Source organism: Microbacterium meiriae, from assembly GCF_040686935.1.
In the GTDB taxonomy this organism is placed as follows: domain Bacteria; phylum Actinomycetota; class Actinomycetes; order Actinomycetales; family Microbacteriaceae; genus Microbacterium; species Microbacterium meiriae.
Window position 1 is genome coordinate 905,571 of the sequence record NZ_JBFBMF010000001.1, and the last position, 24,093, is coordinate 929,663.

Below are 24,093 nucleotides of genomic sequence, written 5' to 3' on the forward strand. Positions count from 1 at the left end.
GGTCAGGAGCCGGCGAGGACGGCCCCGAGGATCGTCGCGGCCTCGGGGAAGCGGGACGGGTCGGCGCTCGCGTAGTTGAGCCGGACGTAGGAACCGGACGGCTCTGCGGGGAACCACTCGCTCCCCGGCGCGATGACGAGGCCGCGGGCCGCGCACTCCCGGACGACGGCTGCGGCGTCGGTGCCGTCGGGCAGCCGCAGCCAGAGGTTCAGCCCGCCGACCGGCACGGCCTCGACCAGCGCGGTCGGCGCCTGGGCGGCCAGGCACGACAGCAGGAGGTCGCGCCGCGAGCGCAGCTGCTCCCGGAAGCCGCGGAGGTGTGTGCGCCAGGCGGGCTGCGTCACCACGTCGAGAGCGGCGGCCTGCAGGAGGCCGCTGACGTACATCGACTCCGCCGCACGATCGGCGAGGATGCGATCCCGGGCGGGACCGCGCGCGATCACCGCCGCCACCCGCAGGGACGGCGACACGCTTTTCGTCAGCGAGCGCAGGTACACCACATGGCCGTCGTGGTCGGAGGCCGCCACGGGGCGCGGGTCGGCGTCGATGCCGAGGTCGTGCGCCCAGTCGTCCTCGATGAGGAAGGCGCCGTGGCGACGGACCGCGTCGAGCACGGCCTCCCCCGTCGCCGCCGGCCACTGCGCGCCGGTGGGGTTCGCGAACGTGGGCTGCGCGTAGAACGCGCGGGCTCCGGTCTCGGCGAGCGCCCTGTCGACCGCGTCCGGATCCGGACCCTGCGGCCCGGAGGGGACGGGAACGAGCACGACCCCCGCCTGCTCCGCCGCGAGCAGGGCGCCCCAGTAGGTCGGCGACTCGATGAGCAGCGGCCGGCCGACGCCGACGACCGCCCGGAAGATCGAGCTCAGTCCGCTCTGGCTCCCGGAGATGACGACGGCGTCGCGGGCGGTCGGAACCGTGATCCCCGCCGGGGCCGCCGCGGCCAGCTCCGCCGCGAACCACTCCTGCAGCCCGGGCTCGCCGGCCGCGGGCGAGCGGGTGAGGGCGGACGCTGTCCTGGCGGCGCGGACGAGGGCCTGGCGCACGAGCCGCTCGGGGAGGAGATCCGGAGCCGGATACCCGGAGTGCAGCCCGATCGCGTCCGGCGAGGTCGGGCGCTGCGCCGAGGAGAGGCCGTCCAGGCGTACGGCGGCGGCCCCCAGGGCTCCGGACTGCCAGGCGTAGTCCGCCGGGAGCACCGAGCGCGCGGCACGGACGAAGGTGCCGACGCCGGGTCGCGCCTCGACGAGGCCGAGGCGGACGAGCTGCTGCACCGCCTTCTGCACGGTCACGGGGCTCGCGGCGTACTCGGCCGTCAGCGCGCGGTTGGAGGGGAGGCGGGCGCCGGGTGCGGCGGCGGCGATCCACGTCCGGAGGCCGGCCACGATACGCGCGGTGCTATCCTGACTCATGAAAGAACACAGTAGCGTTATCCGTCCGAACGGAACACTGCTATCCCGCGCCGCCGGTCCCGCCTGGGGCCTCCTGGGCGTCGTCGCCTTCTCGTTCACGCTCCCGTTCACCCGGATCGCGCTCGGCGGCGGACTCTCGCCGCTGTTCATCGGCTCCGCCCGCGCGGTCGTCGCCGCTGTGCTCGCCGCGCTCGTCCTCCTCGTCACACGCCAGCAGCCGCCGAGCCCGGTCCAGTGGGCGCGACTCGCGATCGTCGCCCTCGGAGTGGTCGCCGGCTTCCCCCTGCTGACCTCGTTCGCCATGATCACCACGCCCGCGAGTCACGGCGCGGTCGTGATCGGCCTCCTGCCGGCCGCGACCGCGGTCGCCGTCGTGCTGCGCACCCAGGAGCGCCCGTCCCCCTCGTTCTGGGTCTTCGCACTCCTCGGCGCCGCCGCGGCCCTCGTCTTCGCGACGCTGCAGAACGGCACGCCCGGCGCGCTCCGCCCCGCCGACCTCCAGCTGTTCGGGGCCGTGATCGCCGCGGCCGTCGGCTACGCGGAGGGCGGCCTGCTCGCGCGCGAGCTCGGTGCCTGGCAGACGATCTCCTGGGCACTCGTGCTCGCCGCTCCCGTCATGCTCGCGGTGGCCATCACCGCCGGGGTCGCCGCACCGCCCGTCGCCACCCCCACCGCCTGGCTCGCGTTCGCCTACCTGGCCGCGGTCAGCATGTTCCTCGGATTCGTCGCCTGGTACCGCGGCCTCGCGATCGGCCCCATGGCACAGGTGAGCCAGATCCAGCTCGTGCAGCCCGTCATGGGCATCACCTGGGCAGCCTTCCTCTTCCACGAGGACGTCGGCCTGGCCACGGTGCTCGGCGGACTCGCGGTCGTCGTGTGCGCCGGACTCGCCGTCCGCACCCGCAGTTCTCCTCCCGCCCCCGCCCCCACCCCCACCCGACAGGAGGCGTCATGCGTCACACCCCCCGCTACCTCATGACCGACCCGGAGGAGGTCAAGCGCCTCATCCGCGCGCACCCGTGGGCGACGTTCGTCTCGCCGACCTCCACCGGTCTCGTCGCCTCGCACTACCCCGTGCTGCTCGACGAGGACGAGGACGACATCGTGCTCGTGAGCCACTTCGGACGCCCGGACGACGAGCTCCACGAGCTCGGGCGACACGAGGTCCTGGTGATCATCCAGGGGCCGCACGACTACGTGTCCTCGAGTCTGTACGCGCCGGGAGACCTCGTCCCGACCTGGAACCATGTCACCGCGCACCTCTCCGGCACCCCCGAGATCCTGACCGCGGAGGAGAACTACGCCATGCTCACCCGGCTCACCGACCACTTCGAGGGTGGGCAGCCGCACGGGCGGAGCCTCGCGGAGGACGAGCCCGGCACCCGACGAGCCGAGAAGGGCACGGTGGGCCTGCGGCTCCGGGTCACTCGGTTCGACGCGCGCGCCAAGCTCAGCCGGAACAAGGCCCCCGAGGTGCGCGAGCGCATCGCCGCCCGGTTCGACGTGGTCCACCCCGCCCTGGCCGCCGAGATGCGCCGCTGACCCCCGTTCGAATCGCGCACTGTGCTCCATCTCGGCCGGATGTGCAGCAAAGCGCGCGATTCGAAACTGGGTCAGAGGACGAGGGTGGCGAGGACGACGGTGGGCACCGCGGCGACGGCCCCCCAGAGCGCGAAGCGGCCCCAGCGGATCTCGACGCCGAGCGCCGTCATGCGATGGTGCCAGAGGAGCGTCGCCAGCGAGGCCCACGGCGTGATGAGCGGACCGAGGTTCACACCGATCAGCAGAGCCATCAAGGCGACCGGGTCCCCTGCCGCGGGTTCGAGCACGAGGTAGGCGGGGAGGTTGTTGATCGCGTTCGCACTCACAGCCCCGAGCGCCGCGAGCCGGAACAGGTCGCCGAGAGAGTCGCCGTTCGCGGTCGGTGACGTCAGGAAGTCGAGCAGTCCCTGCGCGTGCGCGGTCTCGACCAGGACGAACAGCGACGCGGCGAGCGCGAGCGCCTGCCACGGGACGAGCGAGAGCCGCAGGGCCCGGCGACGACGGACGGCGAAGAGCGCGATCAAGGCGAGAGCCGCGACCGAGGCGGGGATCCACACGTCGGGGGTCAGCGCGAGCAGCGGCATCAGCACCACGAGGATGCCGGTCGCGCTCCAGAACAGCAGGGGGTCGGCGGCGCGCCGCGCCACGGGCGTCTCGTACGCGCCGAAGACCGTGCGCCGATGCAGGACCGTGAGGATCGCGACGGGCACCAGTATCCCCACGAGCGTGGGCGCCCAGCTCAGCGCGATGAACGCCCCGGGGCCGTCCCCCATCGCGGGCGCGGCGAGCAGGTTGGTGAGGTTCGAGACCGGCAGCGCGAGGGACGCGGTGTTGGCGAGCCAGACGGTGGCCAGGGCGAACGGCAGCGGCGAGACGCCGATGCTCTGCGCCAGGACCACCACGACCGGGGTGACGATCACGGCGGTCGTGTCGAGCGAGAGGAACACGGTGCTCACCACGGCGAGCACGACCACCAGCCCCCACAGCACCACCACGCGGCCGCGACCCCAGCGCGCGAGGCGCTGCGAGACGACGTCGAACACCGCCGCATCACGAGCGAGCTCGGCGACGATCGTGATCGCGACGACGAACCCCAGCACGGGCGCGATCCGCGCCCCGAGCGCACCGGCATCCGTGCGCGGCAGGAAGCCCGTGAGCACGCACACGAGCGCGATCACGACGAGCCCGGCGACGATCCCCGCGCCGACGCCGATCCGCATCCGTCCGATCCCCACCTCGTGAGCATAGGGCCGGCGCCACCCGAATCGCGCACCTGGCTGCATCGGCGGCGGGTTGGGGACCAGGTGCGCGATTCGAAGGCAGGAGGTGTGAGCAACCCGCATGCATCCGGGGGACGGGCGTAGGGGAACCGTGAGGATCGACGGATGCGGCCGGGCGGCGCAGTTGGATCGAGGACGTGCTCGACATCATCTACCTCGCGCTGACCCTGGCGCTGTTCGCCCTCGTGTCCCTCATCGCCAAGGCGGTGGACCGCGCATGATCGTCTTCGAGATCCTCGCTGCCGTCCTCGCCGTCGCCGCGGTCGTCTACCTGGTCGTGGCGCTCGTCGCCCCGGAGCGCTTCTGATGGACGCGACGGTCCTCTTCGGCGTCCTCCAGATCACGGCCGTCGTGGTCGTGCTCGTGCTCCTCTACCGCCCCCTCGGCGACTACATCGCGCACGTCTACACCTCCGGGCGCGACCTCCGCGTCGAGCGCGGGCTGTACCGGGTGATCGGGGTCGACCCCCGCTCCGAGCAGACCTGGCGAGCCTACGCCCGCAGCGTGCTGCTGTTCTCCCTCGTCGGGCTCCTGCTCGTGTACGGGCTGCAGCGGCTCCAGGCCTTCCTCCCCGCCTCGCTGGGCCTGCCCGCCGTGCCGGAGGGACTCGCGTTCAACACCGCCGCCTCCTTCGTCGCGAACACCAACTGGCAGTCCTACTCGCCCGAGCAGACCCTGGGCTACACGGTGCAGCTCGCGGGCCTCACCGTGCAGAACTTCGTCTCCGCCGCGGTCGGCCTCACCATCGCCATCGCCCTCATCCGCGGTCTCGCACGCCGCGGCTCCGCGACGATCGGCAACTTCTGGGTCGACCTCACCCGCGGTCTGGGGCGGCTGCTCCTCCCGCTCGCCCTGATCGGCGCGGTGGCCCTGCTCGCGGGCGGCGTGATCCAGAACGTGAACGGCTTCACCGACGTCGCCACGGTCTCCGGCGGCACGCAGACGATCCCCGGCGGTCCGGTCGCGTCGCAGGAGGCCATCAAGCTGCTCGGCACCAACGGCGGCGGCTTCTTCAACGCGAACTCCGCCCACCCCTTCGAGAACCCGACCGGGTGGACCAACCTCCTCGAGGTGCTGCTGATCCTGGTGATCCCGTTCGCCCTCCCCCGCGCGTTCGGCCGACTGGTCGGCGACCACCGGCAGGGCTACGCGATCGTCGCGGTCATGGGCACCCTGTTCCTCGCCTCGCTCGCCGCGCTCTCGGCCCTGGAGCTGGCGGGACGCGGTTCCGCCCCCGAGCTCGCTGGCGCGGCGATGGAGGGCAAGGAGCAGCGCTTCGGCATCCTCGGCTCGACCCTCTTCGGCAGCGCGAGCACGCTCACCTCGACCGGAGCCGTGAACTCGATGCACGACTCGTACACCGCGCTCGGCGGCATGATGCCGATGCTGAACATGATGCTCGGCGAGGTCGCTCCGGGCGGCGTCGGCTCCGGTCTGTACGGGATGCTCGTGCTCGCGATCGTCGCGGTCTTCGTCGGCGGGCTGCTCGTCGGCCGCACCCCGGAGTGGCTCGGGAAGCGCATCGGACCGCGGGAGATGACCCTCGCGAGCCTCTACATCCTCGTGGTCCCGGCGCTCGTCCTCGGCGGCACGGCCCTGAGCTTCGCGATCCCCGGGATCCGCGAGGACGTGGAGTCCACGAGCATCCTCAACCCGGGCGTGCACGGCATGAGCGAGGTGCTCTACGCGTTCACCTCCGCCGCGAACAACAACGGCTCCGCGTTCGCGGGGCTCACCGCGAACACCCCGTGGTTCAACACCGCCCTGGGCGTCGCGATGCTGCTCGGGCGATTCCTCCCTATCGTGCTCGTGCTGGCTCTCGCCGGGTCGTTCGCCGCGCAGGAGCGGGTGCCGGCCACGACCGGCACGCTCCCCACCCACCGGCCGCAGTTCGTCGGCCTGCTCCTCACCGTGACCGTCGTCGTGACGGCTCTCACCTACTTCCCCGTGCTCGCACTGGGACCGCTCGCCGAAGGACTCTGACCATGACCCTCCTCACCACCCCTCCCGAACGGCAGGACACCCCTGCCGTCCCCGCCCGTCCGCCGCGCTCCTTCGGCGGCGCCCAGCTCGTGCAGGCGCTCCCCGGTGCCGTCCGGAAGCTCAACCCCGCGACGCTCGTCCGCAACCCCGTGATGCTCCTCGTCTGGGTCGGCGCCGCGTTCACGACCGTCCTCGCGATCGCGGAGCCCTTCCTCGGCGGGCCCGCCTCCTCCGGCGGCACCCCCGTCCCGGCGGCGTTCACCTGGGGCATCGCGCTCTGGCTCTGGCTGACCGTGTTCTTCGCGAACGTCGCGGAGTCGGTCGCCGAAGGGCGCGGCAAGGCCCAGGCCGCGAGCCTGCGGAACACCCGCACCCAGACGATGGCGCGACGGGTGGTGGGCCGTTCGACAGGCGCAGAGACCCAGGAGCCCGAGACGGAGACGGTGTCGTCGGCGGAGCTGCAGCGCGACGACCTCGTGATCGTCTCCGCGGGCGAGCTGATCCCGGGCGACGGCGACATCGTCGCGGGCATCGCGACGGTCGACGAGTCGGCCATCACCGGCGAGAGCGCCCCCGTCGTCCGCGAGTCCGGCGGCGACCGCAGTGCTGTCACCGGCGGCACCCGGGTGCTGTCGGACCGGATCGTCGTGCGCATCACGTCGAAGCCCGGCGAGACGTTCGTCGACCGCATGATCGCCCTCGTCGAGGGGGCGAGCCGACAGCGCACCCCGAACGAGATCGCCCTGAACATCCTCCTCGCGAGCCTGTCGATCGTGTTCGTCGTCGTGGTCCTCGCACTGAACCCGATCGCGTCGTACGCGGCGTCGCCGGTGAGCATCCCCGTCCTCATCGCCCTGCTCGTCTGCCTCATCCCGACCACCATCGGCGCCCTCCTCTCCGCCATCGGCATCGCGGGCATGGACCGGCTCGTGCAGCGCAACGTGCTGGCGATGTCGGGGCGTGCGGTGGAGGCGGCGGGCGACGTCACCACCCTGCTGCTCGACAAGACCGGCACGATCACCCACGGCAACCGTCGCGCCCACGCCGTGCTGCCGCTCACCGGGGTGGACGCCGAGGAGCTGCTGCGCACCGCCGCCCTCTCCTCGCTCGCCGACCCGACGCCGGAGGGCGCATCGATCGTCGAACTCGCCGCCGCCCGCGGGATCCGGGTCGAGGCCCCGGCGGACGCCGTCGTCGTCCCGTTCACGGCGCAGACGCGCATGAGCGGTCTCGACCTCGCCGACGGCACGCAGATCCGCAAGGGTGCCGCCTCGGCCGTGGCGGCGTGGCTGGGGCAGACCCCCGGCCCCGAGCTCGCGACCCTCACCGACGACGTCGCCTCGGGCGGCGGCACGCCCCTCGTCGTCGCGGTGCAGGGCCCTTCGACAGGCTCAGGGACCCGGCCGGACTCAGGCCCTTCGACAGGCTCAGGGACCCACTCCGATTCAGGGACCCAGGCTGTGGACGCGCGGATCCTCGGGGTCGTGCATCTCAAGGACATCGTCAAGGACGGCCTCCGAGAGCGGTTCGACGAGCTGCGCAGCATGGGCATCCGCACGGTCATGATCACCGGAGACAACCCCCTCACCGCGAAGGCCATCGCGGCCGAGGCCGGCGTCGACGACTACCTCGCCGAGGCCACCCCGGAGGACAAGCTCGACCTCATCCGCCGGGAACAGGAGGGCGGACGTCTCGTCGCGATGACCGGGGACGGCACGAACGACGCTCCCGCGCTCGCCCAGGCCGACGTCGGCGTCGCGATGAACACGGGCACCTCGGCGGCCAAGGAGGCCGGCAATATGGTCGACCTCGACTCCGACCCGACCAAGCTCATCGACATCGTCCGCATCGGGAAGCAGCTGCTCATCACCCGCGGCGCGCTGACGACGTTCTCGCTCGCGAACGACATCGCGAAGTACTTCGCCATCATCCCGGCGATGTTCATGGGGGTGTTCCCCGGACTCGCGGCGCTGAACATCATGCAGCTGCACTCCCCGGCCTCCGCGGTCACGAGCGCGATCATCTTCAACGCCATCGTGATCGTGTTCCTCATCCCGCTCGCGCTCCGCGGCGTGAAGTACCGGCCGGCGAGCGCCTCGCAGATCCTGCAGCGGAACCTGCTCGTCTACGGCCTCGGCGGGGTCATCGCCCCGTTCGTCGGCATCAAGCTCATCGACCTCCTCGTCAGCCTCCTCCCCGGCTTCTGACCGGGCCTGAAAGGAACGCCATGTCGTCCACCACCCGCACCACGATGCGCACCGCCGGTGTCGCCGTCCGCGCGATGCTCGTCCTCACCCTCGTCCTCGGCGTCGGGTACACGCTGCTCGTCACCGGCATCGGCCAGCTCCTCCTCCCCGCACAGGCGAACGGCTCGATGCTCCCCGGCGACCGGGGCAGCGCGCTCATCGGGCAGTCCTTCACGGATGCCGAGGGCGAGGCCCTGCCCGAGTACTTCCAGTCCCGCCCCTCGGCGGCCGGCGAGGGGTTCGACGGGGCGTCGTCCGGCGGCAGCAACCTCGGGCCGGAGAACCCCGACCTCGTCGCCGCCATCGCCGCGCGGAAGGCCGAGGTCGCCGCCAGAGAGGGCATCGATCCGTCCGCGGTCCCCGCGGATGCCGTGACCGCGTCCGGCTCCGGCCTCGACCCGCACATCAGCGTCGCGTACGCCCTGCTCCAGGTGCCGCGGGTGGCCGCCGCCCGCGACCTGTCCGAAGACGAGGTGCGGGCCCTCGTGGAGTCTAGGATTCAAGGGCGGGACCTGGGGTTCCTCGGCGAGGAGCGCATCAACGTCGCGGAGCTGAATCTCGCACTCGACGACCGGGAGGGTGCATGAGCGCAGAGCGGCCGCCGCGCCCCGCGACGGACCGGAACCGCCGCGGACGGCTGCGCGTCCTCCTCGGCGCCGCGCCGGGCGTCGGGAAGACCTTCGAGATGCTCGCCGAGGGTCGGCGACTCCGCGAGGAAGGCCGCGACGTGGTCATCGCGATCGTGGAGACCCACGGCCGTGCGGCCACGGCCGCCCTCACCTCCGGGCTGCCCGAGGTGCCGCGGCGCGAGGACGCCCATCGCGGGGTCACCCTCTCCGAGCTCGACCTCGATGCGGTGCTCTCCCTCGCCCCGGAGATCGCTCTGGTGGACGAGTTCGCGCACACGAACGCGCCCGGCTCGCGGAACCCCAAGCGCTGGCAGGACGTCGAGGAGCTGCTGGACGCGGGGATCGACGTCGTCACCACCGTGAACGTGCAGCACATCGAGTCGCTGAACGCGGTCGTGGAGAAGATCACCGGGATCGCCCAGCGCGAGACCATCCCGGACGCGGTCGTCCGCGCCGCCGACGAGATCGAGGTCGTCGACCTCGCACCGCAGACGCTCCGCGACCGGCTCGCCGCCGGCCTCGTCTACCCCGCGGAGCGGGTCGACGCCGCCCTCTCGCACTACTTCCGGCTCGGCAACCTCACCGCCCTGCGGGAGCTCGCCCTGCTGTGGCTCGCCGACGAGGTCGACAGCGCGCTCCGCAGCTATCGCGCGGAACAGGGCATCGCGGGAGCCTGGCAGGCGCGCGAACGGGTGGTCGTCGCCCTCACCGGCGGCCCGGAGGGCGAGACGCTGCTGCGCCGCGGGGCCCGCATCGCCGCACGCTCCGCCGGCGGGGAGCTGCTCGCCGTGCACGTGACCGCCCAGGACGGACTGCGCGACGAGACCCCCGGCGCCCTCGCCGCGCAGCGCTCCCTCGTCGAGTCCCTCGGCGGCACGTACCACCAGGTGGTCGGGGACGACATCCCGGCGACGCTCGTCGAGTTCGCGCAGGGTGCCGACGCCACGCAGCTCGTGATCGGGGTGAGCCGGCGCGGCCGCCTCGCCGCCGCCCTCACCGGGCCGGGGATCGGCGCCGAGGTCATCCGCCGCTCGGGCGACATCGACGTGCACATCGTGACCCACGCCGCGGCGGGCGGCCGGCTCGCCCTCCCCCGCATCACCGGCGGTGCGCTCGGCTGGCGTCGGCAGGCGCTGGGCTTCGGCGTGGCCCTCGTGTTCGGCCCGCTGCTGTCCTGGCTGATGTTCACCGTCCGCAGCCCCGAGTCGATCACGGCGGAGGTGCTCGCCTACCAGCTGCTCGTCGTGGTGGTCGCCCTCATCGGCGGCATCCGTCCCGCCGTGTTCGCGGCGGTGCTCTCCGGCATCACCCTCGACTTCCTCTTCGTCGCCCCGCTGTTCACGATCACGATCGCGCACCCCCTGCACGTGCTCGCGCTCACCCTCTACGTCATCATCGCGATCCTCGTGAGCCTCATCGTCGACCAGGCCGCCCGCCGCGCACGGACCGCGCAGCGGGCGACCGCCGAGGCGGAGCTCCTCGCGGCCGTCGCCGGGAACGTGCTCCGAGGCGACAACGCCGTGCTCGCCCTCGTCAGCCGCACGCGGGAGGCGTTCGGCCTGAGCGGGGTGCGGCTGCTCACTCCCTCCGGCGAGGTGCTGGCGAGCGATGGCGAGCCCGTGCCGGACGGCCGCGCCACGACCATCCCGGTCGGGGTCGCGTCCGGTGGGGGACCGCGGGCCGTGCTGGAGCTCAACGGCGAGCCGATCGCCGGTCCGGAGCGCCGCCTGCTCGACGCGATCGTCGCCCAGCTCGCCGCCGCCATCGAGCACACCGATCTCCGCGCGACCGCACGGGAGGCGGAGGCTCTCGCCGAGACCGATCAGGTGCGCAGCGCCCTCCTCTCCGCCGTCAGTCACGATCTGCGGCGGCCGCTCGCCTCGGCCGTCGCGGCGATCGGCGGCCTCCGCGGCGCGCACGGCCTGTCCGCCGAAGACCGCGCGGAGCTGCTGGAGACCGCGGACGAGAGCCTCGCGACGCTCTCCACCCTCGTCACCGACCTCCTCGACGTGAGCCGGGTGGAGGCGGGGGTGCTCGCCGTCTCGGCGCAGCGGATCGACGCAGCCGGCCCCGTGCTCGCCGCGGTGGACGAGCTCGGTCTCGGCCCCGCCGACGTCGAGCTCGCCCTGGACCCCGACCTGCCGCCGCTGCACGCGGACCCCGTGCTCTTGCAGCGGGTGCTCGTGAACGTGCTCGCCAACGCCCACCGTCACGCTCCCGACGGCAGTCGCGTGCTCGTGTCGAGCAGCCGGCTGGGGGATCGGGCGGAGCTCCGGATCGTCGACCGCGGCGAGGGCATCGCGCCGGAACGCCGCGATGCCGTCTTCCAGCCGTTCCAGCGTTTCGGCGACACCGACAACACAGCGGGGCTCGGGCTCGGGCTCGCCCTGTCGCGCGGTTTCACGGAGGGCATGGGCGGTAGCCTGACTCCGGAGGACACCCCCGGGGGCGGACTCACCATGGTCATCTCCCTGCCGCTCGCCGCAGGGTCTTCCGACACGGAGGGGACGGAGTGAAGCTCCTCATCGCCGACGACGACCCGCAGATGGTGCGGGCGCTGCGGATCACCCTCGCGGCGCACGGCTACGAGGTCGTCGTGGCCGCCGACGGCGCCGCCGCGATCGCCGCCGCAGCGCAGAGCCATCCCGACCTCATCATGCTCGACCTCGGCATGCCCCGCCTCGACGGCATCGAGGTGATCCAGGCCCTCCGCGGCTGGACGAGCGTGCCCATCATCGTCGTGTCGGGGCGGACGGGCTCCGCCGACAAGGTGGAGGCGCTGGACGCCGGGGCGGACGACTTCGTCACGAAGCCCTTCCAGGTGGATGAACTGCTGGCCCGGCTGCGGGCGCTCTCCCGCCGCGCGGTCGCCGCGAACGGGGAGTCCGTGGTCGCGTTCGGGGACGTCGTCGTCGACCTCGCGACGAAGACCGTGACCCGTGCCGGCACCCGTGCGCACCTCACGCCGACCGAGTGGCGGATGCTCGAGCACCTCGCACGGCACCCCGGCGCGCTGGTGACCCGGCAGGACCTCCTCAAGGAGATCTGGGGCAGCGCGCAGGTGTCCGACTCCGGCTACCTCCGGCTGTACATGTCGCAGCTCCGCAAGAAGCTGGAGCAGGAGCCCTCGGCGCCGGTCCACCTGCTCACCGAGACGGGGATGGGGTACCGGCTGGTCCTCTAACGACCGAGCGGGGCGCGGTCGCGCGTGCCGGCGAGGCGACGCCGCCGGAGGACCGCCACGACGCCGACGATGACGAGCAGGACCGCGACGATGATCGCGGTGACGGCGGTGGCCGTGCTCTCCGGCTCACCGGTGAGCCGCCCGACCGCGAGCCAGCTCAGCCCCCAGGCCGTTGCCAGTGCCGGGGCGAGGCGGCCGGTGAACCAGGCCGATGCGGCACCGATCACGAGCACGATGACGAGCACGGCGACGGCCCAGGCGTCGGGGGCGTCCGCCCCGAGGCCCGGGACGGTCTGCGTGAGCCAGGCGGCGGTGTTGGCGACCGTCGCGATCGTGACCCAGCCGAAGTGCAGGCCGTTCGCCCCGTCGGTGAGGAGGCGGTCGGCGAGGGAGCGGGCGGGGAACCGGCCGAGGAGCACGATGATGCGCGCGAGCGTCGCGAGCAGCAGCGCGATCACGAGCACGGTGAGCCACAGCGTCAGGTACCGCGCGGTCATCAGCCAGAGGCCGTTGAGGACCATCGAGAGGGCGATCCAGCCGCCGACCGCCTGCTGACGCTCGTCCTGGCGCTGGGCGGGGAGGGCCTGCCACACGGTGTAGGCGAGGAGTCCGAGGTAGATGAGCGACCAGATCGAGAACGCCGGTCCCGCGGGGGCGAGGTACGACCCCTGGGCCGAGAGCGCGCCGTTCTGCAGCTCGTCGACGGAGTCACCCCCGAACGCACCCGCGCCGATGGCCGCGGCGATCAGCATGAACACGGCGGCGGCGATGACGAGGCTCTGGCGGGCGATGCCCTTCGTCGAGGTCTCCATGCCCGCACCCTACGCGGGGCGGGAGCGGAAGGCAGTGGCCTTGACAGGGACTCGCGATTTCGCTAACCAGGTTAGCGAATGGGCATCAGGCCGGAGCGAGGGCGGCGTCGATCAGAACCTCGGCGGCGCGGCGAGCGTGCACGGCGGCCTCCGGGTCGGCGCCGATCGCCGCCGTGCTCTGCGCCCCCTCGGCGAGGAGCGAGAGCTGGGCGGCCAGGCCCACCGGGGCGCCGGTCGCCGCGACGAGCTCCGCCATGTACTGCTGGAACGAGGCCTTGTGCGCGCGGACGATCGCGGCCACCTCGGGGCTCGTCCCCCCGAGCTCGCCGAACGCGTTGATGAAGGCGCAGCCCCGGAACCCGTCGCTGCAGAACCAGTCCTCCAGGTAGCCGTAGACCGCGAGGAGGCGGGCGCGCGGGTCGTCGCCGCTCTGCGCTACGGCCGCCGTGAGCCCCTGCTCCCACTCGGCGTGCTTCCGGGTGAGCACCGCCGCGACGATGTCGGTCTTCGCCGGGAACAGCGAGTACACGCGCCGCAGCGACACCCCGGCGGCAGCCCGCAGCTCGTCCATGCCGACCGCCGCGTAGCCCTTGCGGTAGTAGAGCTCCTCCGCGGCGGAGAGGATGCGTTCGCGCGCCTCGTCTTCGGTCATGTCCAGAAGTCTACTTGACATGAGAACGAACGTTCTCTAGATTAATCACATCAGGCGAGAACGATCGTTCTCACCGGCATCGGAAGGAACACATCATGGGTTACATCACCGTCGGCACCGAGAACACCACCCCGATCGAGCTCTACTACGAAGACCAGGGCAGCGGTCAGCCCGTCGTGCTGATCCACGGCTACCCGCTCAACGGGCACAGCTGGGAGCGCCAGACCCGCGAGCTCCTCGCCCAGGGGTACCGCGTCATCACCTACGACCGCCGCGGCTTCGGACAGTCCTCCAAGGTCGGCTCCGGCTACGACTACGACACCTTCGCCGCCGATCTGAACACGGTGCTCGAGACCCTCGACCTCCGCGACGTCGTGCTCGTCGGCTTCTCCATGGGCACCGGCGAGCTCGCCCGCTACGTCGGCCGCTACGGCCACGAGCGCGTCGCGAAGCTCGCCTTCCTCGCGTCGCTCGAGCCCTTCCTCGTGCAGCGCGACGACAACCCCGAGGGCGTGCCGCAGGAGGTCTTCGACGGGATCGAGGCCGCCGCCAAGGGCGACCGCTACGCCTGGTTCACCCAGTTCTACACGGACTTCTACAACCTCGACGAGAACCTCGGCACGCGCATCAGCCAGCAGGTCGTCGACGCGAACTGGAACCTCTCCGTCACCAGCGCCCCGGTCGCCGCGTACGCCGTGGTCCCGACCTGGATCGAGGACTTCCGCGACGACGTGAAGGCCGTGGCCGCCGCCGGCAAGCCCACCCTCATCCTGCACGGCACGAAGGACAACATCCTGCCGATCGACGCGACCGCCCGCCGCTTCCGCCAGGCCGTCCCCGAGGCCGAGTACGTCGAGGTCGAGGGCGCCCCGCACGGCCTCCTCTGGACCCACGCCGACGAGGTCAACGCCGCGCTGACGCAGTTCCTGGCCCGGTAACCCCGTTCGAATCGCCTGAATGGCCCCATTTCCTCCGGAGATGGGGCCATTCGGGCGATTCGAAGCGGGTCAGCGGGAGCGCCAGAGCAGCCAGACGAAGTACGGGGCGCCGATCAGCGCGACCACGAGACCCGCCGGAAGCTGCGCGGGGGCGATCACCGTCCGGCCGATCGTGTCCGCGATGCCGACGAGCAGCCCGCCGAGGAGCACCGCCGTCGGGATCACCCGCGAATGCCGCGCGCCCACCAGGGCCCGCGCCGCGTGCGGCGCCACGAGCCCCACGAAGCCGATGACCCCGATCGCCGTCACGCTCAGCGCCGCGAGGACGGCCGCCACCAGCAGCAGCGTCAACCGGACGGGCTCCAGCCGGATGCCGACCAGTCGCGGGGTGTCCTCATCGAGCGACAGCACGTCGAGCTCCCGGCGACTCATCACCACGAACGGCACCGCGATCACGAGGACGATCGCCAGCGGGACGACCTGCTCCCACACCCGCCCGTAGGTCGTGCCGGAGAGCCAGGTGTAGATCTTCGGGGTGTCCCACGGGTTCGACCGCAGCAGGAAGAAGGTCGTGAGCGAGACCGTGAAGTACGACACCCCGATGCCGATGAGCAGGAACCGGTCCGCGTTCAGACCTCCCCGCCACGACAGCAGGTAGACGAGGGCGAAGGCGAGCAGCGAGCCCGTGACGGCTCCCGCGATCATCCCGCCCGTCGACGACGTGATGCTCGTGATCACCAGCACCGCGCCGAGCCCGCCGCCGCCGGTGACGCCGAGGATGCCCGGGTCGGCGAGCGGGTTGCGGCTCACCCCCTGGATCACGGCGCCGGAGAGCGCGAGCGCGGCGCCGGCGACCACGGCGGCCACGATCCGCGGCGCCCGCTCGTCGAGGGCGAAGGCGATGGGAGCGGAAGCCTGCCCCTGCAGCCACAGCGCGATGTCGCCGGTGAGCAGCCACGTGTGCCCGGCGAGCAGTCCGAGCAGGAGCACCCCGACCAGGCCGAGGGCGACGAGGGCGAGGGTGATCCGGAAGCGCAGGCGGCTGCGGACGCCGAAGCGCACCCGCGGAGGCTCGCGCGTGGGCCCGGCGTCGCGGAGGCGTCGGGCCATGAGCACGAGCACGATCGCGCCGAGCAGCGTCGTCGCGACGCCGGTCGGGATGAGGATCGCGGCCTCCGCGCCGATCAGCGCGCGCAGGAGGGCATCGGAGAGGATGACGACGAGGGCGCCGAGGAGCCCCGACGCGGGGATCAGCAGCAGATGGCGGTTCAGGCTCGGCACCACCCGCGTCAGCAGCCGCGCGAGCACCGGCGCACACAGCCCGACGAAGCCCATCGGCCCGGCGAGCGTCACCGCGACCGCCGTGAGGGTGACCGCGAGGAGGATCCCGATGGTCCTGGTCGACCGGATCGGCACGCCGAGCGACGAGGCCGTGTCGTCGCCCAGGGACAGGATGTCGAGGCGCCGCGCGAGCACGAGGGCCAGCACCGTGACGACCACGACGACCGGCGCCGCCTGGAGGAACGCGGTGAGTCCGAGCTGCGACAGGCTCCCGCTCCCCCAGGCGAGCAGTCCCTTGGTCTCCTCGTCGAACAGGATGAGCAGCGTCGAGGTCGCGGCCTGGAAGGCGAGCGCCAGCGCGGTGCCGGCGAGGATGAGGCGGGTCGTGGACGACCCCGCCCCGCCGGCGAGCCCGAGCACGATGCCCGCGGCGACGATGCCGCCCGCGAACGCCACCGCCCCGGAGGCCCACACCGGCACGGCGATCCCGAATGCGGCGAGCGCCGTGACGGCGAGATAGGCCCCGGCGGTCACGCCCAGCGTGTCCGGCGACGCGAGGGCATTGCGGGCGAGGGACTGCAGCAGGATGCCGGCGACCCCGAGGGCCACGCCCACCGCGACACCGGCGGCGAGCCTCGGCACCCGCGAGCCCCAGAGGACGTCGGTGTCGGCGAACACCGCGCCGCTCGTGCCCTGGGTGAGGTGCCAGCAGGCGACCGCGACCAGCACGACGGCGAGAGCGACGAGCACACCGACGCCCGTCCACACCGCGGGCTTCCGACCCTCCGCCCCGACGGGGACGGCGGACGCCGGGGCGCCGGGCTCCGCGGTCGCCGTCGTGTCGTCGAGGCGGAGGGTCTCCGTCACTTGGAGAGCACCTCGAGGTAACCGTCGATGATCTGCGCGGTCGAGCGCGGGCCGCCGAAGGTCCAGATACCGGCCGGGAACGCGGTCAGGCGGTCCTCCGCCACCGCGGGGAGGGAGGTCCAGGCGGGGTTGTCCGCGAGGGCGTCGACGAAGCTCTCGGAATCCGGGTCCGCGGTGCCGGTGTAGAACAGGTTCGCGTCGCCGACCGTCGTCATGCCCTCGACATCGGTCTGTCCGAGGCCGTACACGGGGTCGACCTCGCCGGTCCAGGCGTTCGTCAGCCCGAGCTCCTCGCCCACCTCGCCCACGAGCGAGCCCTGGCCGAACGGACGCAGCGCCACGTTGCCGCCGTCGACCCAGCCGTCGAAGAACACGAAGTCGGTCGTGGCGAGGTCGCGGTCGGCGAGCTCGGCCTTCGCGGTGTCGAGGTGCTCCTGGAACTCCTCGGTGACGACGTCGGCCCGCTCCTCGCGGCCGGTGACCTGCGCGATGAGGTCGAAGGTGTTCAGCATCTTGGCGATCGGGTCCTTCGCATCGGCGCCGATCGTCGCGAGCACGGGCACGTCGTAGGCCTCCAGCTGCGCGACGATGGGGTCGTCCGCGGCATTGACCTCGACGATCACGAGGTCGGGATCGGTGCCGAACAGCGTCTCCAGGTTCGGCTCCTGGCGGGTGCCCACGTCCACGACGCCTTCCGGCAGCTCCTCCGCCGTGACCCAGGTGCTGTACCCCTCGGCGTCGGCCACCGCGACCGGCGTCACGCACAGCGACAGGGCGTCCTCGATCTGCTGCCACTCGAGCACCGCGATGCGCTCGGCCGGCGTGTCGAGCTCCACCGTGCGGCCGAGATCGTCGGTGACGGAGACCGCCCCGGTCGAGGTGCTCGTGGTGTCGTCCGTGCAGCCCGCGCTCGTCGAGGTCGGGGCGTCGGACCCCTCGGCGGACGACGTCTGCGTGGTGCCGCAGCCGGCGAGCGCGAGGGTGAGGGCGCCGCCGAGGGCGAGCACGGCGAGGGGGGTCTTCTTCATCGGTGGTTCCTTCAGGGTCGGGATCAGGAGGCGGAGGGGGCGCGGAGGCGACCGTGGTGGCGGCCGCGCGGACGCACCCGCACCAGGCCGGTCTCCTCGTCGAGGGCGGTGTCGATGCGCAGTCCGTACACGTGCGACAGGTTCTCGCCGGTGAGCACCTCGGCGGGAGCCCCCGCCGCGTGCACCCGCCCTCGGTGCATCAGCACGACGTCGTCGGCGACCGAGGCGGCGTGGTCGAGGTCGTGCAGCACGACGCCGAGCGCGGTGCCGTGGTCGTCGGCGAGCTCCCGCACCAGATCGAGGGTCTCCACCTGGTAGCGCAGGTCGAGGTGGTTGGTCGGCTCGTCGAGCAGCAGCACCCCGGTGTCCTGGGCGAGTGCGGTCGCCAGCCAGACGCGCTGCAGCTCGCCGCCGGAGAGCTGGTCGACCGGACGGGCGGCCATGGCGGAGAGGCCGGTGAGGGCGAGGGCGCGCGCCACGGCCGCTCGGTCGGCGTCGCTCACGCCGGAGAACCGTCCGCGGTGCGGGTGGCGGCCGTAGGCGACGACGTCGGAGACCTCGATCCCGGACGGGTGCGGCCGGGACTGCGACAGCATCGCGACGGTCTTCGCGAACTCCTTGGCGGAGAGGGCGGCGGCGTCGCGCGACTCCGCGCCGCCGACGCGCACGGTCCCCGCCTCGATGCGGTGCAGCCGCGCGAGGGCGCGGAGGACGGTCGACTTGCCGCTGCCGTTCGGTCCGATCAGCGCGGTCACCCGGCCCGGCGCGAGGCGCAGGGAGACGTCGTGCACGACCCGGGTGCGGCCGTAGCCGAGGACGAGGGACTCCCCCTCCAGGCTGTGGCGATCGATGGCCTCGGTCATCTCAGCCCCGCATCGCGACGCCGCGGCGCCAGTAGCCCATGAAGGCGACCTGTGCGCGGTCGACGCCGAGGTCCTTCACGAGGTGCCGACGCAGCGTCGTCACCACACCGCTCTCGCCCGCGATCCAGAAGTAGCGGCCGGCGCGGTCGTCCTCACGGGGGATCTCCTCCCCCAGGCTCGAGTACTCGGGGGTCTCCCACAGGAGGTCCTCCCCCTCGATGTCGGTGACCCGGATCTCGTCCCCGGCGTCGTCGTCCCCCAGATACTCGAGCACCGCGGGGATGAGGCGAAGGCCGTGCGGCTCGCCGATGTCGCGCGGGAGCCAGTGCACGTCGACCCCGGCCGGCACGTCGATCGCGAGCACGTCGGCGGGCGACGGCACCTCGATGAACGCGACGCCGCGGAGGTCACGCGGGGCGTCCTCCAGGATGCGGGCGATGGCGGGGGCCGCGGTCTCATCGCCGACGAGGACCACTGAGGTCGCCGCCCCCGGCGCGTACTCCGCGCCGCCGTGCGCGACGACGCCCCGGCGCGGGCCGACCAGCCACAGCTCCTGCCCCACCGCGGCGGTGCTCGCCCACCGCGAGGCCGGACCGGTGAGTCCGGGCTCCAGGTGCAGCACGAAGTCGATGTCGACCTCGGTGCGGCCGTCGTCGGCGACCCGCAGCTCGCGCACGGAGTAGGTGCGCATCGAGCCGCGCTCCTCCTCCGGGACGGCGAGGTACGAGCCCCACCAGTCGTACGTCGACCGATCGATCTCCGCGAGCACGCCGGACGCGGGCGGGAAGACGAGCTTGACCCGGCTGTCGTAGACCGCGCCGGGGGTCCCCAGCTCGCTGAGCTCCTCGCCGCCGAGCGTCACCCGCACGAACGACGGGGAGACGCGGTCGACGCCGCGCACCTCGGCGCGGGTGAGGATGTAGGTCGGGCGCTCGGTCGTGGTGGATTCAGCGGACATGATGCCTTCCGATGGGGGTGACCATCGGCTTGCCGGAGACCGGGTCGATGGTGATCTGATTGGGGAGGCCGAAGACCTCCTGCACGAGCTCGGCGGTGACGACGTCCTGCGGGGCGCCGATCGCGTGCACGCGGCCGTCCTTCATGGCGACGAGCTCGTCGGCGTAGCGCGCCGCCAGGTTGAGGTCGTGCAGCACCATGACGATCGTGGTGCCGCGCGCGACGCTGAGGTCGGTGAGCAGGTCGAGCACCTCGACCTGGTGGGCCACGTCGAGGAACGTCGTCGGCTCGTCCAGCAGCAGGATGTCGGTCTCCTGCGCGAGGGCCATCGCGATCCAGACGCGCTGCCGCTGACCGCCGGAGAGCTCGTCCACGCTGCGGTCGGCGAGGTCGCTGATCCCGGTCGCGTCCAGGGCGTCGGCGACGACCTCGTAGTCGTGCGCGCTCCACCGCGACAGCGCCCGCTGGTGGGGATGACGCCCGCGACCGACGAGGTCCGCGACGGCGATGCCCTCGGGGGCCACGGGCGACTGCGGCAGCAGGCCGAGGATGCGCGCGACCTCCTTCGTGGGGCGGGCGTGGATGGACTTCCCGTCGAGCACGACCTCCCCGTCCCCCGGCGACAACAGGCGGGCGAGGGCGCGCAGCAGCGTCGATTTGCCGCAGCCGTTCGCGCCGACGATCGTGGTGATCTTCCCCGGCGCGATCTGCAGGTCGAGACCCTCGACCACGGTGCGGTCGCCGTAGGAGAGGGTGACCCCTTCGGCGGACAGGCGGTGGGCGGCGGTCACAGCGAGCCTCCGGTGCGGTTGGTGCGGATGAGCAGGTAGATGAGGTACGGCGCGCCGACGACGCCGGTGACCACGCCGACCGGGTAGCGCGCGCCGAGCGCGAACTGGGCGATGAGGTCGCCGCCGAGCACGAGCACCGCGCCGACGAGGCCGCTGGGGAGCAGCAGCGTGGCACCGGGACCGGTGAGCCGCGCGGCGATGGGTCCGGCCATGAACGCGACGAAGGCGATCGGCCCGGTGGCGGCGGTCGCGAAGGCGAGGAGGGCCACGGCGCCGAGGATGAAGACGAGGCGCGTGGCGGTGACCCGCACACCGAGCCCGGCGGCGGAGTCGTCCCCGAGCTGGAGCGTGCCCAGCGCCCGGCCCTGCGAGAGCAGCAGCGGCACGAGGATCGCGGCGGCGATCGCCATCGGCAGCACCCGCTCCCACGACGCGTTGTTGAGGCTGCCGGTGAGCCACTGCATCGCGGTCTGGATGTCCCAGTTCGCGGCCCGGGACAGCAGGTAGGAGATGACGCTCTGCAGCATCGCCGCGACGCCGATCCCGATGAGGATGAGGCGGGTGCCCGCGAAGCCGCCCTTGATGGCGAGGAGGTAGATCGCCAGCGCGGTGACGAGGGCACCGACGAGCGCGAGGAGCGAGACGGCGGGGCCGTTGAGCGAGAGCACGACGATGCCGAACACCGCGGCGGCGCCGGCCCCGTTCGAGATGCCGATGATGTCCGGCGAGGCGAGCGGGTTGCGCAGCATGGTCTGGAAGGTGACGCCCGCCATGCCGAACGCGAGGCCGGTGAGGACGGCGAGGACGGCGCGCGGCAGGCGCAGATCGCCGACGGTGAACGAGGCGCCGGGCACCGTCTCGCCGAGGATCACGCGGACGACCTCGTCGAGCGGGTAGAACGTGTTGCCGACCATGAGCGCCACGACGAACAGCACGACCACGACGGCCCCGAGCGCGACGGTGACCACGGCATGACGGCGGTGGCGTGCCCGGCGGCCGGCGATGACACGCGCGGTGCGGGCGGCGGCGGACTCGTCGCCGCGGACGAGGGTGCGCTCGGTCGTGCTCACAGCTCCCGCACCTTCTGTCGGCGGACGATCCAGATGAAGAACGGCGCCCCGATGATCGCCGTGATGATACCCACCTGGATCTCCTCGGACGACGGCGAGATCACGCGTCCGACGATGTCGCTCGCGGTGAGCAGCGCGGCGCCGGCGAGGGCCGAGAACGGCAGCAGCCAGCGGTGGTCTGTGCCCACGAGCATCCGGCACATGTGGGGGACGATGAGCCCGACGAACCCGATCGGCCCCGCGATCGCCGTCGCCGCGCCGGCCAGGATGACCGCACCGAGGGCCGACAGCATCCGGGTGCGCAGCACGTGCTCGCCGAGCCCCTTGGCCATGTCGTCGCCGAGGGCGAGGGAGTTCATGCCGCGTGCAGACAGGAAGCAGATGAGGGCGCCGACCGCGAGGACCGGGGCGGTGATCGCGATCCGCGGCCACTCCGCCCCGCCGACGCCGCCGATCTGCCACGACTGGAACGTCTGGAGCAGGTCGACCCGCGGCAGCATGACCGCGCTGATGAGCGAGGCGAACGCGGCGGAGGTCGCCGCCCCCGCGAGGGCCAGCTTGAGCGGGGTGGCCCCGCCACGGCCGAGGGAGCCGACGGTGTAGACGAACACGGCGGCCGCCGCGGCGCCCACGATCGCGAAGGCCATCTGCCCGTAGGGATTGCTGAGTCCGAAGAACGCGATGCCGAGGACGACCGCGAACGAGGCGCCGTTCGAGACCCCCAGGATGCCGGGGTCGGCGACGGGGTTGCGCGTGACGGCCTGCATGGTCGCCCCGGCGAGGGCGAGGGCCGCCCCCACGAGGAGCGCGAGCACCGTGCGAGGGATGCGCTTGACGACCGCGGCCTGAGCGATCGTGTCCGACCGCCCGGAGAGCGCCGCGAGGATGTCGTCGAGGCTGACCGCCCGCACCCCGAACGACACCGAGAGCACGACGAGCACGAGGATCACACCGACCCCGGCGAGCAGCCAGAGGGTGCGCACCACCGCCGGACGCCGCAGGGTGGCGGCGTCCGGCGCGAGGACGGGTGCTGAGATCACGACGACTCTCCGCTGGGGGGCGGACGCGGAGCTTACTTCGCGAGCGGCGCGGCGAGGATGGCCAGGTAGTCCTCGAGACCCCACGGGATCGACAGCGCCGACGGGTTCGCCGATGCGGCGATGGGGGTGGCGTCCGGGAGGATCGCGACGCGGCCCTCCGCGATGGCCGGGATCTTCGACAGCAGCGGGTCGGCCTGCAGCGTGGCGAGAGTGGAGTCGTCGCCGTAGGTCACGAGCACGTCGACGTCGTCGAACTTCTGCGCCTCCTCGGCGCTCACCTGCAGGTAGAACTGGTCGCTGTCCTCGTTCTCCTCCACGATCGCGGGGAGCGGCAGGCCGAGGTCGTGCAGGTAGCCGGGGCGCGTGTCGGCCGCGGTGTAGTAGCCGATCTGGCTCAGGTCGCTCGGGTCGAAGTAGGCGAACAGCACCTTCTTGCCCTCGAGCGCGCTGTTGGCCGCGAGGGCGGCGTCGGCGTCGGCGTGCAGGTCCTCGATCAGGGCCTCGCCCTCGGCCTCGAGCCCCAGGGCCTTGGAGTTCATCTCGACCATGTCGTCGACGGACGTGCCCCACGCGACGTCGGGGTAGGCGACGACCGGGGCGATCTTGGAGAGCGTGTCGTACTCCTCCTGCGTGAGGCCGGAGTAGGCGGCGAGGATGACATCGGGCTCGGTGTCGGCCACGGCCTCGTAGTCGATGCCGTCGGTCTCGTCGAAGAGCACCGGGGTCTCGCCTCCGAGCTCGTCGAGCTTCTCCTCGACCCAGGGGAGGATGCCGTTGTCGTCGTCGTCGCCCCAGGTGGCCTTGCTCATGCCGACCGGGACGATGCCGAGGGCCAGCGGCACCTCGTGGTTCGCCCACGCGATGGTGGCCACGCGCTCGGGCTTCTCGTCGATGGTCGTCTCGCCGTAGACGTGCTCGATGGTGACCGGGAACGCGTCGTCGGAGGCCGGGTTGCCCCCGGTGGTCGCGGTCGACTCCGGCGCGGAGGACGAGCAGGCGGACAGCGTCACGGCGAGCGCGGCGGCCGCGCCGAGGGCGAGGAGTCGAGAGGTGCGCACAGGCGTTCCCTTCGGGATGGGAGATGGGGTGTCGACGCGAGAGCGTCCGGTCTTTGGTAAGCCTCGCCTAATCTAACACGGAGGTTAGGGCTGCCTCACTTCCGTTTCGAATCGCTCACCTTGTCCCATCCGGCGCCCGGATGCCGCAAAGTGGGCGATTCGAAGGTGTCGGGGCAACGAAAAAGCCGGCCGGACCCGTACGGATCCGGCCGGCTTCAGGAAGTCAGCGCACGCTCAGAGAGCGCGGATGTTCGCCGCCTGCATGCCCTTGGGGCCACGCTCAGCGTCGAATTCGACCTTCTGGTTCTCGCGGAGCTCCTTGAAACCGGAGCCGGCGATAGCCGAGTAGTGGGCGAAGAGGTCTTCGGTGCCGTCATCGGGAGCGATGAAGCCGAAGCCCTTCTCTGCGTTGAACCATTTCACAGTGCCAGTGGCCATGTGTTTTCTACTTTCTGTTGACCGG

At 72.3% G+C, this 24,093-nt stretch carries 22 protein-coding genes; 9 read left to right on the forward strand and 13 right to left on the reverse strand.

Annotated features, from left to right (window positions below; genetic code table 11):
- Positions 1-2 precede the first annotated feature (2 nt).
- Entirely contained in the window at positions 3-1,409 is a 1,407-nt protein-coding gene (locus AB0P08_RS04340; RefSeq protein WP_363588277.1) for an aminotransferase-like domain-containing protein, read from the reverse strand.
- On the opposite strand from AB0P08_RS04340, the gene AB0P08_RS04345 reads away from it, so the two are divergent.
- Positions 1,408-2,388: a DMT family transporter gene (locus tag AB0P08_RS04345; protein WP_363588279.1), complete on the forward strand. Its 981-nt coding sequence runs from the start codon at positions 1,408-1,410 to the stop codon at positions 2,386-2,388. The genes AB0P08_RS04340 and AB0P08_RS04345 overlap by 2 nt on opposite strands.
- Positions 2,361-2,951, forward strand: a complete 591-nt coding sequence (locus AB0P08_RS04350) for an FMN-binding negative transcriptional regulator (RefSeq protein WP_363588281.1) — start codon at positions 2,361-2,363, stop codon at positions 2,949-2,951. Before AB0P08_RS04345 ends, AB0P08_RS04350 begins: the two co-directional genes overlap by 28 nt.
- 71 nt (positions 2,952-3,022) lie before the next feature.
- On the opposite strand, the gene AB0P08_RS04355 is transcribed toward AB0P08_RS04350, so the two are convergent.
- A complete protein-coding gene (locus AB0P08_RS04355; protein ID WP_522727297.1) occupies positions 3,023-4,171 on the reverse strand; it encodes an SLC13 family permease in 1,149 nt (382 codons plus the stop codon).
- Between the two features lie 277 nt (positions 4,172-4,448).
- Between AB0P08_RS04355 and AB0P08_RS04360 the strand changes: the two genes are divergently transcribed.
- The 6 genes from AB0P08_RS04360 to AB0P08_RS04385 are packed head-to-tail and all read left to right on the forward strand — an operon-like array spanning position 4,449 to position 12,273.
- Positions 4,449-4,538, forward strand: a complete 90-nt coding sequence (locus AB0P08_RS04360) for a potassium-transporting ATPase subunit F (protein WP_036292752.1) — start codon at positions 4,449-4,451, stop codon at positions 4,536-4,538.
- Complete coding sequence (kdpA, locus tag AB0P08_RS04365; protein ID WP_363588285.1) at positions 4,538-6,214, forward strand: potassium-transporting ATPase subunit KdpA; 1,677 nt, start codon at positions 4,538-4,540, stop codon at positions 6,212-6,214. Before AB0P08_RS04360 ends, kdpA begins: the two co-directional genes overlap by 1 nt.
- A gap of 2 nt (positions 6,215-6,216) precedes the next feature.
- Positions 6,217-8,421 carry a potassium-transporting ATPase subunit KdpB gene (gene kdpB, locus AB0P08_RS04370; protein WP_363588287.1) on the forward strand — a complete coding sequence of 735 codons (2,205 nt, stop codon included), beginning with the start codon at positions 6,217-6,219 and terminating at the stop codon, positions 8,419-8,421.
- A 20-nt stretch (positions 8,422-8,441) separates the two neighbouring features.
- Positions 8,442-9,047 (forward strand): potassium-transporting ATPase subunit KdpC, encoded by a 606-nt coding sequence (gene kdpC / locus AB0P08_RS04375; RefSeq protein WP_363588289.1) that lies wholly within the window; start codon positions 8,442-8,444, stop codon positions 9,045-9,047.
- Positions 9,044-11,605, forward strand: a complete 2,562-nt coding sequence (locus tag AB0P08_RS04380) for an ATP-binding protein (RefSeq protein ID WP_363588291.1) — start codon at positions 9,044-9,046, stop codon at positions 11,603-11,605. The genes kdpC and AB0P08_RS04380 overlap by 4 nt, the downstream gene beginning before the upstream one ends.
- Complete coding sequence (locus AB0P08_RS04385; RefSeq protein ID WP_363588293.1) at positions 11,602-12,273, forward strand: response regulator; 672 nt, start codon at positions 11,602-11,604, stop codon at positions 12,271-12,273. Before AB0P08_RS04380 ends, AB0P08_RS04385 begins: the two co-directional genes overlap by 4 nt.
- Here the strand turns inward: AB0P08_RS04385 and AB0P08_RS04390 are convergent.
- Together AB0P08_RS04390 and AB0P08_RS04395 are read right to left on the reverse strand one after the other, a co-directional pair.
- Complete coding sequence (locus AB0P08_RS04390; protein WP_363588295.1) at positions 12,270-13,085, reverse strand: TspO-related membrane protein; 816 nt, start codon at positions 13,083-13,085, stop codon at positions 12,270-12,272. The genes AB0P08_RS04385 and AB0P08_RS04390 overlap by 4 nt on opposite strands.
- 85 nt (positions 13,086-13,170) lie before the next feature.
- Positions 13,171-13,737, reverse strand: a complete 567-nt coding sequence (locus AB0P08_RS04395; protein ID WP_060922831.1) for a TetR/AcrR family transcriptional regulator — start codon at positions 13,735-13,737, stop codon at positions 13,171-13,173.
- Positions 13,738-13,832: 95 nt separating this feature from the next.
- Between AB0P08_RS04395 and AB0P08_RS04400 the strand changes: the two genes are divergently transcribed.
- Entirely contained in the window at positions 13,833-14,675 is an 843-nt protein-coding gene (locus tag AB0P08_RS04400) for an alpha/beta fold hydrolase (protein ID WP_025104019.1), read from the forward strand.
- 69 nt (positions 14,676-14,744) lie between these two features.
- Here AB0P08_RS04400 and AB0P08_RS04405 read toward each other — a convergent pair whose 3' ends face one another.
- From AB0P08_RS04405 to AB0P08_RS04445, 9 genes are all read right to left on the reverse strand, one after another.
- Positions 14,745-16,823 (reverse strand): iron ABC transporter permease, encoded by a 2,079-nt coding sequence (locus tag AB0P08_RS04405; protein ID WP_363588298.1) that lies wholly within the window; start codon positions 16,821-16,823, stop codon positions 14,745-14,747.
- Positions 16,820-17,851, reverse strand: coding sequence for an ABC transporter substrate-binding protein (locus tag AB0P08_RS04410; protein WP_363588300.1), 1,032 nt, complete (start codon positions 17,849-17,851; stop codon positions 16,820-16,822). Before AB0P08_RS04410 ends, AB0P08_RS04405 begins: the two co-directional genes overlap by 4 nt.
- Before the next feature lie 23 nt (positions 17,852-17,874).
- On the reverse strand, positions 17,875-18,714 hold the full coding sequence (locus AB0P08_RS04415) for an ABC transporter ATP-binding protein (RefSeq protein ID WP_363588302.1): 840 nt from the start codon (positions 18,712-18,714) through the stop codon (positions 17,875-17,877).
- 1 nt (position 18,715) lies between these two features.
- The gene (locus AB0P08_RS04420) at positions 18,716-19,672 is read right to left on the reverse strand and encodes a siderophore-interacting protein (RefSeq protein WP_363588304.1); all 957 of its coding nucleotides are present in this window, start codon (positions 19,670-19,672) and stop codon (positions 18,716-18,718) included.
- Complete coding sequence (locus AB0P08_RS04425) at positions 19,662-20,462, reverse strand: ABC transporter ATP-binding protein (RefSeq protein ID WP_025104024.1); 801 nt, start codon at positions 20,460-20,462, stop codon at positions 19,662-19,664. The genes AB0P08_RS04420 and AB0P08_RS04425 overlap by 11 nt, the downstream gene beginning before the upstream one ends.
- Positions 20,459-21,532, reverse strand: a complete 1,074-nt coding sequence (locus tag AB0P08_RS04430; RefSeq protein WP_363588306.1) for a FecCD family ABC transporter permease — start codon at positions 21,530-21,532, stop codon at positions 20,459-20,461. The genes AB0P08_RS04425 and AB0P08_RS04430 overlap by 4 nt, the downstream gene beginning before the upstream one ends.
- Positions 21,529-22,572 (reverse strand): FecCD family ABC transporter permease, encoded by a 1,044-nt coding sequence (locus AB0P08_RS04435; RefSeq protein ID WP_363588308.1) that lies wholly within the window; start codon positions 22,570-22,572, stop codon positions 21,529-21,531. Before AB0P08_RS04435 ends, AB0P08_RS04430 begins: the two co-directional genes overlap by 4 nt.
- A 32-nt stretch (positions 22,573-22,604) precedes the next feature.
- A complete protein-coding gene (locus AB0P08_RS04440; protein ID WP_363588310.1) occupies positions 22,605-23,630 on the reverse strand; it encodes an iron-siderophore ABC transporter substrate-binding protein in 1,026 nt (341 codons plus the stop codon).
- Positions 23,631-23,864: 234 nt separating this feature from the next.
- The gene (locus AB0P08_RS04445) at positions 23,865-24,068 is read right to left on the reverse strand and encodes a cold-shock protein (protein ID WP_025104028.1); all 204 of its coding nucleotides are present in this window, start codon (positions 24,066-24,068) and stop codon (positions 23,865-23,867) included.
- Positions 24,069-24,093: the final 25 nt, after the last annotated feature.